The following is a 14,597-nucleotide window of genomic DNA, read 5'->3' on the forward strand; positions in this document are numbered from 1 at the left end:
GGCGGCGCGCCCGGCAATTGCGTGGAGAGGTTTTGAACATGACAGTGCGATTTGGCCTGCTCGGCGCGGGCCGCATAGGCAAGGTGCACGCACGGGCGGTGGCGTCCAACGCGGGCGCGAAGCTCGTCGCCGTGGCGGATGCTTTCGAAAAGCCGGCGAAGGAGATTGCCGACGCGTATGGCGCGGCGGTCCGCTCGGTCGATGAAATAGAGAAGGCCGGCGACATCGACGCTGTGATTATCTGCACACCGACAGATACACACGCCGACCTGATCGAGCGCTTCGCAAAAGCCGGTAAAGCAATCTTCTGCGAGAAGCCCATCGACCTCGATGTCAGGCGCGTCAGGAAATGCCTCGCCACCGTCGAAAAGACCGGCGCGACGCTCATGGTCGGCTTCAACCGGCGTTTTGATCCGCATTTTGCTGCCGTGCGGAAGGCAATCGACGATGGGGCTATCGGCAACGTCGAGATGGTGACGATCACCTCCCGCGATCCCGGCGCGCCACCGGTTGAATACATCAAACGTTCCGGCGGCATCTTCCGGGACATGACCATCCACGATTTCGATATGGCGCGTTTCCTGCTGGGCGAGGAGCCGACAAAGGTATCCGCTTTTGCCTCGGTGCTGGTCGACAGGAAGATCGGGGATGCAGGCGATTTCGACTCCGTGAGCGTCATACTCGAAACCGCGACCGGCAAACAGGCGGCCATTTCCAATTCGCGCCGCGCGACCTATGGCTACGACCAGCGCATCGAAGTGCATGGTTCGAAAGGGGTGGTTTCGGCGGAAAACCAGCGGCCTGTATCCATCGAAATTGCGGACAGCAAGGGATACACGCGACCCCCGCTGCATGATTTCTTCATGACGCGCTACACCGAAGCCTACGCCAACGAGATTGCGAGCTTCATTGCGTCGATGTCCCGCAAAGGCGCTAAGCGTGCGTCACCGAGCGGTGAGGATGGTCTGGCCGCGCTTATCCTGGCCAACGCCGCGCTGAAGTCGGCCCTGACCGGCAAGTCGGTAAAGATCGAAGACTGAGGGATGTCCATGTCTGACGCGCACAAGCGCAACAGCGACACGCGCGCGATCGTTACCGGAGGGACGCAAGGCATCGGCTTCGCAGTTGCAAGGCAGCTTGTCGATGAAGGATGCCGGGCCATCGCTCTGGTCGGGCGCTCCAAAGCAAAGGGCGCGGCTGCGGTCGCGCAGTTGGAAGGCCTGGGCGCACGGGCCATGTTCATCAGCGCCGACGTTGCCGATCCGGCCAATTGCCTGCGCGCGGTCGATGAAGCGACCGAACGCTTCGGGACGATCAACGCACTGGTCAACGCCGCCGCGTCGTCGGCGCGCGGATCGCTGACCGACACGACGCCCGAACTGTTCGATTTCCTGTTCAACACCAATGTGCGCGGTCCGTTTTTTCTCATGCAGGCTGTGGTGAAACGGTTGATCGAAACCAATGCACCGGGTTCCATGGTCAACGTGGTGTCAATGTCGGCCCATGCCGGCCAGTCTTTCCTGACGCCCTATTCCGCCAGCAAAGGCGCGCTGACGATACTGACTAAGAACGTCGCCAACGCATATCGGTCAAACCGGATCCGCTGCAACGCGGTACTGCCGGGCTGGATGGATACGGAGGGCGAGGACCTTGTGCAAAAGAAGTGGCACGGGGCACCGGATGACTGGCTGGAAAAGGCTGAAGCGGCACAGCCGATGCGGCAATTGGTGAAGCCGCATCAATTGGCCGTCCTGATTGCCTACATGATAAGCCCGCAGTCAGGTGTCATGACCGGCGCGCTGGTCGACTATGACCAGAACATTGCGGGCGCATTCGGCGAATGATTTCAAAAGGCTCTATCGAACCTCAACCCATCGTTGTTCCCTGAACGACCGTGCCATGGCGTGCACGGTCCGTTCTATCTCCAGCCCCTCATCGAACTCGATCAGCATTGCAGGCTTTCCTTCGATGCGGCAAAGCAATTCGCGGCATTCTATGGTCTTGAGATCGTTGAAGCCGAGACCGTGGCCCGGCGCGGGAATGAACTGCCCGTACGGAGGATGATGGGGGGCGGCCAGTATCGTGCGATAGCCCTGCTCGGTCGAACGGTCGGACGTCACAAAGAGCTGCAACTCGTTGAAGCGCTCCTGATCGAAGACAATGGAGCCTTTCGAACCGAATATCTGGACCTGAAGACGCCCCTTGCGGCCCCATGCCGAACGATTGACCAGCAGCGTCCCGGAGATGCCGTTTTCCAGCCGGATCAGCGAACTGGCGATGTCGAATGTTTCGACTTCGCGTGTTCCCCCGCCCTGTATGGTCCGGCTGGCATATGGCCGTGTCATATCGCACATCACCGCCGCGACGCGTCCAAAAAACGACTGCACCAGCGACAGGGGATGGACGGCAAAATCGTCAAGCGCGCCATAGCCTGAGGCGGCCTCGTGCTTCCACGTGAAAGACGCATCGGGATCGGCCATGAAATCCTCATCCATCTCGATGCGAAGGTGGTTGATTTCGCCGATTGCCTTTTCAGCCAGCAATTGCCGGATGTGCCTTGCCGCCGGGCTTTGAATGTAGTTGTAGCCGAGCGCCGCGACCTTGCCCGCACTCTGCGCGGCGGCCGTCATCGCCTCGGCTTCCGCGAATGTAGGCGCCATGGGCTTTTCGCACCATACATGCTTGCCAGCCTTCAAAGCCTCCATCGCCATTTCCGGGTGGAACTGGTTGGGAGTCGTGACCGACACCACGGTCACGTCCGGGTCGGCAATCACCGCGCGCCAGTCTCCCGATGCCCGCTCAAATCCGAACTCCGCAGCCTTGCGCGTTGCGGTCTCCTGGCTTGCTTCCCCGAGGTGGACAAGACGTAGTGAAGGCACGTCTCCGAACACAGGCCGCACGGCGGTCCATGCCAGCGCGTGGCATTTGCCCATGAACCCCGTTCCAATGAGGCCGACGCCGATCATTCCATCCTCCGGGGTCGATGCGAGACAATTTGCACTCTTTAATCCAGATTTGCCCGGAATGGAATGCATGATCCATGTGACATGTGTTGTCGAGACGTCTATGCTTTGCCGTCTGAAATAGATGGGTCCTCGTGAAAGCCATGAATGCCGCATTGCCGCAAGACTATGACTCGCTGCGCACTCTGGTTATCGAGAAGCGCGACAAGCTGCCCAAGCGCATCGCGCAAATTGCGGCCTATGCGCTCGACAATCCCGACGAGATCGCGTTCGGCACCGCCGCGAGCATCGCGGCTTCGGCGGGCGTTCAGCCATCGACCCTCATCCGCTTTTCGCAGTTTCTTGGCTTCGACGGGTTCACCAGCCTGCAATCGGTTTTTCGCGAACGCCTGCGCGAAAGAACCACGTCCTATGAAGACAGGCTTGAAAAGCTGAGGAGCGGTGGCGCCCCTCGCAACAGGGGCGTACTCGACGGCTTTGTCGACGCCTCGCTGCGATCGCTCGAATCCATGTCGCGCACGCTTGACGACCAGTTGCTTGACCGGGCCGTGGACATTTTGGCTCGCGCCGACACAATTCACCTGCTGGCGCGTCGGCGCTCGTTCCCCGTGGCAAGCTATATGGCCTATGCGCTCGGCAAGCTGAGGGTGCGCAACATGCTTGTTGAGTCCGCATCGGGACTTGAACCAGAGATGACGAGTTTCGCTACGCCGCGCGACGCCGTGGTTGCGATCAGCTTCTCACCTTACGCTCCTGCCACCGTCGATCACGCGCGCTCCATGGCCGCACAGGGCGTTCCCGTCATCGCCATCACCGACAGCGCATTCTCGCCGCTGGCCCAATCCGCCAGTGTCTGGTTCGAAGTCGCCGAGGCTGATTGCGCCGGATTCCGGTCCCTGTCCGCAACCATGGCGCTGGCAATGACGCTCGCGGTCGCCGTTGCCGAACGGAGAGCGGAATCCCGAAAACAGAAATCCAAGTAGGGAATGATTATTCCATATTGACGAATAAATGAAATTCACGTTTCATATTGGGTGACAAAGCACGCACCTTTTGCGTGCGCTGTTTTCCGGGAGGAGCCCATGGCCAGCAGCGGAGGCACCAAGCCTGCCTCGCTCGACGTCATCACGATTGGACGCTGTTCGGTTGACCTTTATGGCCAGCAGATCGGTTCGCGCCTCGAAGATATTGCCTCATTCGCAAAATCGGTCGGCGGCTGTCCCGCCAATATCGCCATCGGCACCGCTCGGCTCGGGCTCAAATCCGCTCTCCTGTCGCGGGTCGGGGACGAGCAGATGGGGCGTTTCATTCGTGAACAAATGGAGCGCGAGGGTGTTTCCGTTGCCGGCTTGAAAACCGACACGGAACGCCTGACCGCGCTGGTGCTCCTGGCCGTCGAAGCCGAAGGCGTGTCGCCGATGATCTTCTACCGGAGCGACTGCGCCGACATGGCGCTGGACGAAACGGACATCGATGAAGCTTTCATCGCCTCCGCGCGCGCAATCGTTGTCACCGGCACGCATTTCTCCCGAGCCAACAGCGCATCCGCTCAGCTCAAGGCGATCCGCATTGCGCGGCAGCATGGCCGGAAGGTCGCATTCGACATAGACTACCGCCCGAACCTCTGGGGGCTGGCGGGGCATGGGGACGGTTTTGCCCGCTATGTGAAATCCGACGAGGTTTCCACCCGGTTGAGGGCAGTCCTTCCCGATTGCGACCTTATCGTGGGAACCGAAGAGGAAATCATGATTGCCTCGGGCGCCGATGACGTGTTGGGCGCGCTCAAGGCGATCCGCGCGATCTCAAAAGGCACCATCGTTCTGAAGCGCGGGGCCATGGGCTGCATCGTCTTTGACGGACCTATCAGCGACGATCTCGAGGACGGCATTGTGGGGCGGGGTTTTCCCATTGAAGTGTTCAACGTTCTTGGTGCCGGCGATGCCTTCATGTCGGGGCTTTTGCGCGGCTGGCTGGGCGAGGAAGACTGGGCGACCTCTGCGACCTGGGCGAATGCAGGCGGTGCGTTTGCCGTTTCACGCCTGCTTTGCTCGCCCGAATATCCAAGCTGGGCGGAACTGCAATTCTTCCTGAAGAATGGCAGCCGGGACTTCGCGCTGCGCAAGGATGAAACCATCAACCAGATCCACTGGTCGACCACCCGCCATGTCGAAATTCCTCAACTCATGGCGCTTGCCTGCGATCATCGCGCCCAGCTCGAAGAAATTGCAAATGCTGTCCGCGCGCCCGCCGGGCTGATCGATCAATTCAAGGTGCTTACCGTCAAGGCCGCCGCGAAAGTTGCTGACGGGCGACCCGGCTATGGCATGCTGCTCGACGAAAAATACGGGCGCAAGGCGATGGAGGAATTTGCTCGGCATCCGTTCGCTTGGCTGGGTCGCCCTGTCGAGCTTCCCGGCTCGCGTCCCCTGCGCTTCGAATTCGGTCAGGACATCGGCTCGCAGCTCATCGAGTGGCCATTAGCTCATTGCATCAAGTGCCTGTGTTTCTACCGTCCAGACGATCCGGCCGACCTGAAAAGAGAGCAGCAGGAAAAACTGCTCGCCTTATTCGAAGCGTCCCGCAGGGTCGGGCGCGAATTGCTGGTGGAGATTATCGCGGGAAAGCACGGAAATCTCGAAACGGATACGATCCCGCAGGCGTTGGCGGAACTCTATGCGCTCGGCATCAGGCCGGACTGGTGGAAGCTCGAACCGCAGGCTTCACCTGCCGCATGGCGGAAGATCGAGGCGACGATACTGGAACATGACCCGCTCTGCCGTGGCGTCGTGTTGCTCGGCCTTGAAGCGCCTGCCTCTGAATTGCGCAAGGCGTTTGACGCGACAGCCGCGACACCGATCGTAAAGGGGTTCGCCGTCGGACGCTCCATCTTCGCGGACGTCGCGCCGCGCTGGATGGCCGGGGAGATCAGCGACGATGCAGCCATCGAAGACATGGCGGTCCGTTTTGGCGAATTGTGCGATGCCTGGCTTGCCACGCGCGGACGTCGTGCGGCTTGATCCGGCGACAAGGGAGGAACCATTGACAATGACCGTCCGCCTCACGATGGCTCAGGCCCTCACCCGTTTTCTTGCCGCGCAGATGACTGAAATTGACGGCGAGGAGGTGCCTGTTTTCGGCGGCGTATGGGCAATCTTCGGCCACGGCAACGTGGCCGGAATCGGCGAGGCGCTCCACCCGCTGCAGGATCGCCTTCCGACCTTTCGCGCCCACAATGAGCAAGCCATGGCGCATGCTGCAATCGCTTATGCAAAGGCGAATTTTCGCCGCCGGTTCATGGCCTGCACCTCATCCATCGGGCCGGGCGCCCTGAATATGGTCACGCCCGCCGCACTTGCCCATGTGAATCGTTTGCCAGTGCTTTTTCTGCCCGGCGATGTCTTTGCGAACCGCGTGCCGGACCCTGTCCTTCAGCAGGCCGAGGATTTCGGCAACGGCACGACGACGGTCAACGATTGTTTCCGGCCCGTCTCCAGATATTTCGACCGCATCACGCGCCCGGAGCAGATCATCCCGGCGCTTGCCCGCTCCATGCAGGTGCTGACCGATCCCGCCGAATGCGGCCCGGTAACGCTGGCGCTTTGCCAGGACGTGCAGGCCGAGGCCTATGATTATCCGGCGCAGTTTTTTGAACCGCGCGTCTGGACGCCACGCCGTCCGCGACCCGACCTGCATGAGTTGAAACGCGCGGCGGACGCTCTGCGCAACGCGAAAAAACCGATCATCGTCGCTGGTGGCGGTGTGCTGTATTCTGGAGCGTCCGAGGCACTGGCGCAGTTTGTGACGGCGACGGGCATTCCCGTTTGCGAGACGCAGGGCGGTAAGTCCTCCCTTCCCGATGAGGCTGAACTCAACATGGGAGCCGTCGGCGTCACTGGAACCTCCGCGGCGAACAGTCTTGCCGAAGAAGCAGACCTCCTGCTCGCGATCGGAACGCGGCTTCAGGATTTCACGACCGGCTCGTGGGCTCTATTCAAGAATGACGACAAGACGATTGTCGGCCTGAACGTTCAGCCCTTCGATGCGGGCAAGCACCGCGCCCTGCCGCTGGTGGCCGATGCCCGCGAAGGCTTGAGAGAGTTGCACAAGGCAGTCGGAGACTGGAAAGCGCCCAGATCATGGATCGAAAGGGCCAAGGCGGGAAAGGCGGACTGGCGCAAGGCCGCCGATCGGGTCACGTCCGCAACGAACACCGCCCTGCCATCCGATGCGCAGGTGATCGGAGCCGTCCAGCGCGTCATGGGCACGGATATCGTCGCGCTGCATGCCGCGGGCGGGCTTCCGGGCGAGATGCACAAGCTGTGGCAGGCCGGCGTGCCGGGTTCCTATCACGCCGAATACGGCTTTTCGACCATGGGATACGAGATTGCGGGCGGGCTCGGCGTAAAGATGGCGCATCCCGACAAGGAGGTCGTGGTGATGGTCGGCGACGGCTCGTATCTCATGCTGAATTCGGAACTCGCCACCTCCGTCATGCTTGGCTTGAAACTGACCGTTGTCCTGCTCGACAATCGCGGCTTCGGCTGCATCAACCGGCTGCAAATGGCGACCGGCGGCGCAAATTTCAACAATTTGCTCATTGATACAAAGCATGAAACTTTGCCGGATATCGATTTCGTTGCCCATGCGCGCAGCCTCGGCGCTAGCTCGGATAAAGCGGATTCGATCGCCGATCTGGAGGATGCGCTCAAAAGGGCGCGCAAGGCTGATCGCACCACCGTAATCGTGATTGAAACCGATCCGCTGATTTCCACCGAGGCGGGCGGCCACTGGTGGGATGTCGCGGTTCCGGAAGTGAGCGACCGCAAATCCATCAACGCTGCCCGCAAGGCTTACGAGCAGGCGACGAAGCTGCAAAAGGTCGGCAACTAGGGTCAGGACCTTCCACCAACGGAGCACATAAGTGAAAGCCAGCCTCGGCATGTCCCCCATCGCATGGTGGAACGATGACCTTCCCGAACTGAGCGACGACGTTTCGCTTGAGGAATGCCTGCACCAATCGAGAGCCGCCGGATTCACGGGCATGGAGCAGGGCCGCCGCTTTCCTTCGACCCCTGAAGAAATGCTGCCCGTCCTGAAAGCGGCGGATGTGACGCTGTGTGGCGGCTGGTTTTCCGGCACGCTTGTCAATGAAGAGATCGCGTTGAACAAGGAACGTATTCAGCCGATGATCGAGCTCTTCAAGGCGGTCAATGCACCTTGCATCGTATATGGCGAGGTCGGCCGTTCGATTCAGGGTGACCGATCGAAGCCGCTCGCCGAAAAAGCCGTGCTGGCCGACGAGGAAATGAAGGCTTACGCGCGCAAGCTCACGCAATTCGGCGAGTGGTGCGCGGATCAAGGAATGCCGCTTTCCTATCATCACCACATGGCTGCGGTCGTACAGTATGAGGAGGAACTCGACGCCTTCATGAACCATTCAGGCGAAGGCATTCCCCTGCTTTTCGACACAGGGCATCTGGCTTTCGCGGGCGGGGATGTCCTGCGAGTGATCGACAAGCATCACAAGCGCATCTCCCATGTCCATGTGAAGGATGTCCGCATGGATGTGCTCGACGGCCTCGACTGGAACAGACAATCTTTTCTCGACTCCGTTGCTCTCGGCGCGTTCACGGTGCCGGGAGACGGCTCGCTCGATTTCTCGGCCATCGTCCGGCGTCTCGCGGATCACGGCTACGAGGGATGGTTTGTAGTCGAAGCCGAGCAGGATCCGAAAAAGGCCCCTCCCAAACGGATGGCGGAAATCGGCCACAAGGAATTGATGCGCGTCATGGCTTTGGCAGGCTATACGGTGGAAACTCAAGGTTTCCCCAGCGGCTGATCGGATAATTAGTGGCCAACAATACGTCTCACCCTTTTCTCGATCCGCTGTGGCGGCGCGTTGTCCTGATCGGTGCATGCGCCGCCTGGTGCGTGGTCGAGTTGCTTTACGGAACACCGATGTGGGCGACGCTGGTGGGAGCGGTGACGGTCTATGGAGCCTATGCATATCTTTATGCCTACACGCCCTCATCGAGGAACACCGACAAGGAAGGCTGACAATGTCCAAACTCCGGGTGAGACCTGAAAAGAAGACCGGGCTCGTCGCGCGGATCACGCCTGAGAGCGCTGGTTGGAACTATGTGGGATTCGACCTGCATCGGCTCGCTCAGGGTGAAACCGCATCAGGTTCTTCGGGCAACAATGAACTCTGCCTTGTCTTTGTCACGGGCAAGGGCGACGTGACGGTTTCGGGCAAACGGCTCGGCTTGCTCGGCGAACGCATGTCGCCGTTCGACGGCGCGCCTTGGTCGGTATACATTCCCCAAGGATCAGAATGGTCCGTCGTGGCCGAAACGCCGCTCGAACTCGGCGTTTGTTCCGCGCCCGGCCTCGGCGGAGGCCTGCCTGTACGCATTATCGGTCCCGACAAGGTCGGTCGGCAGGTGCGCGGCAAAGGAACCAACACACGCTATGTCACCAACATCCTGCCGGAAACGGAACCCGCGGACTCGTTGCTCGTCGTCGAGGTCATCACACCGGGCGGGCATACGTCGAGCTTTCCGCCGCACAAGCACGACCGGGATAATCTGCCCGACGAATCCTATCTGGAAGAGACCTATTATCATCGTCTCAACCCGCCGCAGGGCTTCGCCTTCCAGCGCGTCTACACCGACGATCGCTCGCTTGACGAAACCATGACCGTCGAGGACGGCGATATCGTGCTTGTGCCCAGGGGGTACCATCCCTGCGCGGCCTGCCATGGTTACGATCTCTACTATCTCAATGTCATGGCCGGCCCCAAGCGGATCTGGAGATTCCACAACGCACCCGAACATCAATGGCTTTTGAACGCCTGAACCGGCGTGAAGCATCCACCAAAAGTGGAACTGGAAAGTCTCGCATCCTGCGCCAGAATGTCTGCTCATTTTGGTTGTGCAGGCGGGGTGGCTGCAACAACAAGAGGCACCGGATGCCGCAATCGACGCGGAGGCTGACTCCGCAAATGAGGCATGTGCTGGCGGAAATACGCGCCGGTCGCCATGACGAACCTGATTCAGTGCATTTCGATCACGCAAAAAACCGTCAGCGGACGATCGAGGCATTGGAACGGAGAGGCATCATAAGAAGGACCGTCAAGCGACTTGACGACGAGGTCTACCAGATGTGCTGGGAGGAAGTCATAGAGGGTAGGGCTTGACCCGAGACTACCCGGCTGCTCAATGCGCATGTGTGCGAACCCTTTGATGTGATCTCCGCCTTATTTAAGTATATGCTTAAAAAACATATTCTAATTGTATTGGAATTGCGGTAACGGTCCTGCTCGGATGGCGGTTCGCTCTCCACTGCATCAGAGGATGGCAAGAAGCCGTGCGCACGCTCGATATATCGAATCCGCCCCCGCGCGAGCATTCAGGATTCCATACGACGCATGCACCGGATTGTGATCCCGAATGAAAGCGAAAAAACCGCGTACATCTGGAAATTCCGCAGCGCACATTCTGCCGCCGCTTTACAAGGACACGGCGGTCCTGAGTTTCGACCAGCATAGCGGCAAAGCGCTCAAACCGTTCAACGGATTTGGCTTCAGTGCTGCAACTCCGGTCGTGCCACTCATGCTTGGCGAATTTGCGCACGCCGCTCGGTTCTATCCAATACTCTTTACCGCTGGCGATCGTCCCACGCCCGTGGCCTTGCTTGGGTTGAAGGAGAGACAAAACCTCTTTGTCGAGCCGGACTGTTGATTTCCGCTGAGAACTGACCCGGGATTTTCGCCGAGAAGTGACCCGTCTCATGTATGGTTTGGGTCTCAGGATTTGGTCAAGGTGGGCGCTTTCTCCTTCTTTGCGGCGGGTGTCTTTGCCGAGCTGTTCTTGAAGCGGAAGCTGTCGTTTCCGGTCTCCAGGATGTGACAATGATGGGTGAGGCGATCGAGGAGCGCCGTCGTCATCTTGGCATCGCCGAAGACGGTGGCCCATTCACTGAAGCTCAAGTTGGTGGTGATGACGACGCTGGTGCGCTCGTAGAGCGTGCTCAGCAGATGGAACAGCAGCGCTCCACCTGACGCACTGAAGGGCAGGTATCCGAGTTCGTCCAGGATGACGAGATCGGAATGGGCGAGCCGGTTGGCGATCTGGCCGGCCTTTCCCTGGGCCTTCTCCTGCTCAAGGGCGTTGACGAGTTCGACGGTGGAGAAGAAGCGGACACGCTTGCGATGATGCTCGACCGCCTGCACGCCGAGAGCTGTGGCGATGTGGGTCTTTCCGGTGCCTGGACCTCCGACAAGCACGACGTTGTTGGCCTCGTCCATGAACTCACAGCGATGGAGCTGGCGCACGAGGGCCTCGTTGATCTCGCTGCTGGCGAAGTCAAAGCCGGCCAGGTCGCGATAGACAGGGAAGCGGGCTGCCTTGAGCTGATAGGCGGTGGATCTGACCTCCCGTTCTGCCATCTCCGCCTTCAGCAGTTGCGACAGGATCGGGATGGCGGCCTCGAAGGCTGGAGAGGCCTGCTCGGTGAGCTCGGCGACGGCTTGCGCCATGCCATGCATCTTCAGGCTCCTGAGCATAATGACGATGGCGCCGCTGGCGGGATCATGACGCATGGCGCACCTCCCGAGCTTGGCGCAGCGCATCGTAGCGCTCGACATTGGCCTGCGGCTCCTTGGCCAGGCTCAGCGCCTGCGGCGCATCCACGACCGGCGTCGCGATCGGCTTGCCATCGACCAGCCTGTGCAGGAGATTGAGGATGTGGACCTTGGTCGGAACCCCGGCCTCGAGTGCCATCTCCACTGCCGCCAGCACGGCCTGCTCATCATGCTGCAGGACAAGGGCCAGGATCTCGACCATCTCCCGATCGCCGCCGGACTTCCTGAGCAGATGCTGCTGCAGCCGTTTGAAGGCTTCGGGAAGCTCTGTGAAGGGTGCGCCGTTGCGCAGAGCACCTGGCTTGCGCTGGATGACCGCCAGATAGTGACGCCAGTCGTAGACGGTTCGACCGGGACCGTCATGCGACCGTTCGATGATGCGGCGGTGCTCGCAGAGGAGCTGCCCTTCGGCGGCAACCACAATCCGTTCCGGGTAAACCCTTAGGCTCACAGGCCGGTTGGCAAAGGAAGCCGGCACGCTGTAGCGGTTGCGCTCCAGATGGACCAGGCAGGTAGGCGAGACCCGCTTGGTGTATTCGACGAAGCCGTCGAAGGGGCGAGGCATTGGCATCAGGAACTGGGCCTCTTCGGACCGGGCGTCCTCGATCGTTCCGGGTCTGAGGCCATGGGGAATCTGTTGCCACAGCTCCCGGCACCGCTGCTCCAGCCAGTCGTTCAGCGCCTCCAGAGATGGAAAGCGCGGCATCGGCTGCCACAACCGGTGGCGGGCATCCTGGACGTTCTTCTCGACCTGTCCCTTCTCCCAGCCCGAGGCTGGATTGCAGAACTCGGCCTCGAACAGATAGTGGCTGGCCATCGCCGAGAAGCGGGCATTGACCTGGCGATCCTTGCCCCGGCCGATCCTGTCGACCGCAGTGCGCATGTTATCGTAGATCCCGCGCCGCGGCACGCCACCCAGAACCGGGAAGGCGTGGTTGTGTGCATCGAACAGCATCTCGTGCGTCTGAAGGGGATAAGCTCGCACGACAAAGGCACGGCTGTAGCTGAGCTTGAAGTGCGCCACCTGTAGCTTCGTGCGCTCGCCGCCGATGACGGCCCAGTCTTCCGACCAGTCAAACTGGAACGCCTCACCAGGCTCGAACGCCAACGGCACGAAGGTGCCGCGACCGCTCGTTAGCATCTGCCGCTGACGCTCTTCTTTCCAGTCACGCGCAAAGGCGGCGACACGGCCGTAAGAGCCCTCATAGCCGAAGCTCATCAGGTCGGCGTGCAACTGCTTGACCGTGCGCTTCTGCTTGCGCGGCCTGTTTGCTTCCGTCCTCAGCCAGGCAGATAGCCGCTCGGCATAGGCATCGAGCTTGCTCGGCCGCTCCGGCACCCGAAAGCGGGGCTCGACCTCGTCGGATCGCAGGTATTTGCGGATCGTGTTCCGCGACAGTCCCGTGCGCCGCGCAATCTCCCGGATCGAAAGTCCATCCCGCAGATGCCAGCGCCGGATAACGCTCAGTAACGCCATGTCTATCACTCCAAAGTCCCCTGCGATCGTCAAGCAGGGGTGAGTTCAAACATGGGTCACTTCTCGATGGAAAAATCCCGCAATCCCGGGTCAGTTCTCGGCGGAAATCAACAATCATGATACCCATACACCCATATACATCCCCAAGAATTATCTATTGCTAATTTAGAAAAAAGTCAACCTCGTTCACTTCTCCTATGTGGATGAAGGTGCAGGGAAATCATCAACAGGGACGAGGGTTTGCGGGTGGACCGGGGGGGTCGGTTGTGATCCTGAAGATACACAGCGGTCCGAAAAGGGCGGCCTCACGCAGGGTGCGGGAAATGCGGCATCGCTTTCGGGCGACTTTACGTCCCGCTCAGTCTTATGGAAGGAAAGCGGCTCGAAATTCTGCCGAAGATGAGCGGGTAATGCGTTCGTTCAAAATCAGGACATGAGCCGGATTTGCAGCTTCACATCCTGCGGCAGCCCTCTTGCGGCGCGGTCGAATGCCGCGATGCTGTCCTCGAACCTGAACGTCTCCGTTATCAACGGCTTCAAATCGACCTTGCCGGATGCAATCAGGTTTACGGCGCGGTCGAAATTGTTCGCATAGCGAAAAACGGTCTCCAGACGGGCTTCCTTTACGATTGCGCCCGGAACATCGAAGGAAACGGGTTCGACCGGGAGCCCGACGAGAACCACCGCGCCGCCCGGGCGAACGAGGTCGAAAATACCTTGATAGGCGCGCGGACTGCCGCTGGCTTCGAACACGACATCGGCCCCCCAGCCGTCGGTGGCGTCCGCAAGGACATCCGCAACCGACTGCCGGGTGATGTCGATCGGTACGATGCCCGCATACCGGCCCGCGATTTCCAGCTTCGGTGCGCTCAGGTCTGTGACGAACACCCGCGAGCAGCCTCCCGCGAGCGCGGCCAGCGCCGTCATTATTCCGATCGGTCCGCAGCCGATAACAGCCGCCACATCGCCGGGCACAATGCGGGCACGTGTCGCGGCCTGGAGGCCGACGGCGAAGGGTTCCACCATGGCGCCTTCGGCGAAGCTGACATTGTCGGGAAGTTTGAACGTGAACGCGGCGGGATGAATGACTTCCGGCGTCAGCACGCCATGGACCGGCGGCGTCGCCCAGAAGCGCACGTCAGGATCGACATTGTAGATGCCGAGCTTGCTCGCACGCGATGACATGTTCGGCACGCCCGGCTCCATGCAGACACGATCGCCAACCTTGAGGCCGCGCACGTTCGCCCCGACTTCGATGACCGTCCCTGCCGCTTCGTGCCCCAGCACCATCGGCTCACGAACGACGAAGGGACCTATGGCGCCGTGCGTATAGTAATGCACATCGGAACCACATACGCCCACCGTGTGAATCGCGACCTTCACGTCATCGGGACCCGGCGTGCCGGGCAGTTCGATGTCGCGCAGGGACAATTCACCTTTGCGTTCCAGCACAAGGGCAAGCATCGGCGCATCCTTTCCCGTCGGCACATCCTCAATGCTGGTGTACATTCAT

General features: G+C 60.4%; 13 protein-coding genes. 9 read left to right on the forward strand and 4 right to left on the reverse strand.

From position 1 onward, the window contains the following. The first annotated feature begins 38 nt into the window (after positions 1-38). Positions 39-1,040 carry an inositol 2-dehydrogenase gene (gene iolG, locus M9924_06050; protein MCO5063963.1) on the forward strand — a complete coding sequence of 334 codons (1,002 nt, stop codon included), beginning with the start codon at positions 39-41 and terminating at the stop codon, positions 1,038-1,040. A gap of 9 nt (positions 1,041-1,049) precedes the next feature. Then, positions 1,050-1,844, forward strand: coding sequence for an SDR family oxidoreductase (locus tag M9924_06055; protein ID MCO5063964.1), 795 nt, complete (start codon positions 1,050-1,052; stop codon positions 1,842-1,844). Between the two features lie 12 nt (positions 1,845-1,856). Here M9924_06055 and M9924_06060 read toward each other — a convergent pair whose 3' ends face one another. Then, positions 1,857-2,966, reverse strand: coding sequence for a Gfo/Idh/MocA family oxidoreductase (locus M9924_06060; GenBank protein MCO5063965.1), 1,110 nt, complete (start codon positions 2,964-2,966; stop codon positions 1,857-1,859). A gap of 140 nt (positions 2,967-3,106) precedes the next feature. On the opposite strand from M9924_06060, the gene M9924_06065 reads away from it, so the two are divergent. The 7 genes from M9924_06065 to M9924_06095 all read left to right on the forward strand — a co-directional run bounded on the left by M9924_06065 (position 3,107) and on the right by M9924_06095 (position 10,705). Then, entirely contained in the window at positions 3,107-3,946 is an 840-nt protein-coding gene (locus M9924_06065; GenBank protein MCO5063966.1) for a MurR/RpiR family transcriptional regulator, read from the forward strand. 99 nt (positions 3,947-4,045) lie between these two features. Then, positions 4,046-5,980 carry a 5-dehydro-2-deoxygluconokinase gene (iolC, locus tag M9924_06070; protein MCO5063967.1) on the forward strand — a complete coding sequence of 645 codons (1,935 nt, stop codon included), beginning with the start codon at positions 4,046-4,048 and terminating at the stop codon, positions 5,978-5,980. 22 nt (positions 5,981-6,002) lie between these two features. Further along, positions 6,003-7,853: a 3D-(3,5/4)-trihydroxycyclohexane-1,2-dione acylhydrolase (decyclizing) gene (iolD, locus tag M9924_06075; GenBank protein ID MCO5063968.1), complete on the forward strand. Its 1,851-nt coding sequence runs from the start codon at positions 6,003-6,005 to the stop codon at positions 7,851-7,853. A 31-nt stretch (positions 7,854-7,884) separates the two neighbouring features. Then, the gene (gene iolE, locus M9924_06080) at positions 7,885-8,802 is read left to right on the forward strand and encodes a myo-inosose-2 dehydratase (GenBank protein ID MCO5063969.1); all 918 of its coding nucleotides are present in this window, start codon (positions 7,885-7,887) and stop codon (positions 8,800-8,802) included. A gap of 11 nt (positions 8,803-8,813) precedes the next feature. Further along, positions 8,814-9,020: a DUF3329 domain-containing protein gene (locus M9924_06085; GenBank protein MCO5063970.1), complete on the forward strand. Its 207-nt coding sequence runs from the start codon at positions 8,814-8,816 to the stop codon at positions 9,018-9,020. Positions 9,021-9,022: 2 nt separating this feature from the next. Further along, entirely contained in the window at positions 9,023-9,820 is a 798-nt protein-coding gene (gene iolB, locus M9924_06090) for a 5-deoxy-glucuronate isomerase (GenBank protein MCO5063971.1), read from the forward strand. A 594-nt stretch (positions 9,821-10,414) separates the two neighbouring features. Then, complete coding sequence (locus tag M9924_06095; GenBank protein MCO5063972.1) at positions 10,415-10,705, forward strand: SapC family protein; 291 nt, start codon at positions 10,415-10,417, stop codon at positions 10,703-10,705. A 65-nt stretch (positions 10,706-10,770) separates the two neighbouring features. Here M9924_06095 and istB read toward each other — a convergent pair whose 3' ends face one another. From istB to M9924_06110, 3 genes are all read right to left on the reverse strand, one after another. Beyond that, positions 10,771-11,565: an IS21-like element helper ATPase IstB gene (istB, locus tag M9924_06100; GenBank protein ID MCO5063973.1), complete on the reverse strand. Its 795-nt coding sequence runs from the start codon at positions 11,563-11,565 to the stop codon at positions 10,771-10,773. Further along, positions 11,555-13,084: an IS21 family transposase gene (istA, locus tag M9924_06105; protein MCO5063974.1), complete on the reverse strand. Its 1,530-nt coding sequence runs from the start codon at positions 13,082-13,084 to the stop codon at positions 11,555-11,557. Before istA ends, istB begins: the two co-directional genes overlap by 11 nt. Positions 13,085-13,510: 426 nt before the next feature. After that, on the reverse strand, positions 13,511-14,548 hold the full coding sequence (locus tag M9924_06110) for an NAD(P)-dependent alcohol dehydrogenase (protein ID MCO5063975.1): 1,038 nt from the start codon (positions 14,546-14,548) through the stop codon (positions 13,511-13,513). Between the last annotated feature and the right edge of the window lie 49 nt (positions 14,549-14,597).

The sequence above is a fragment of the Rhizobiaceae bacterium genome, assembly GCA_023953835.1.
Classification (GTDB): Bacteria; Pseudomonadota; Alphaproteobacteria; order Rhizobiales; family Rhizobiaceae; genus Mesorhizobium_G.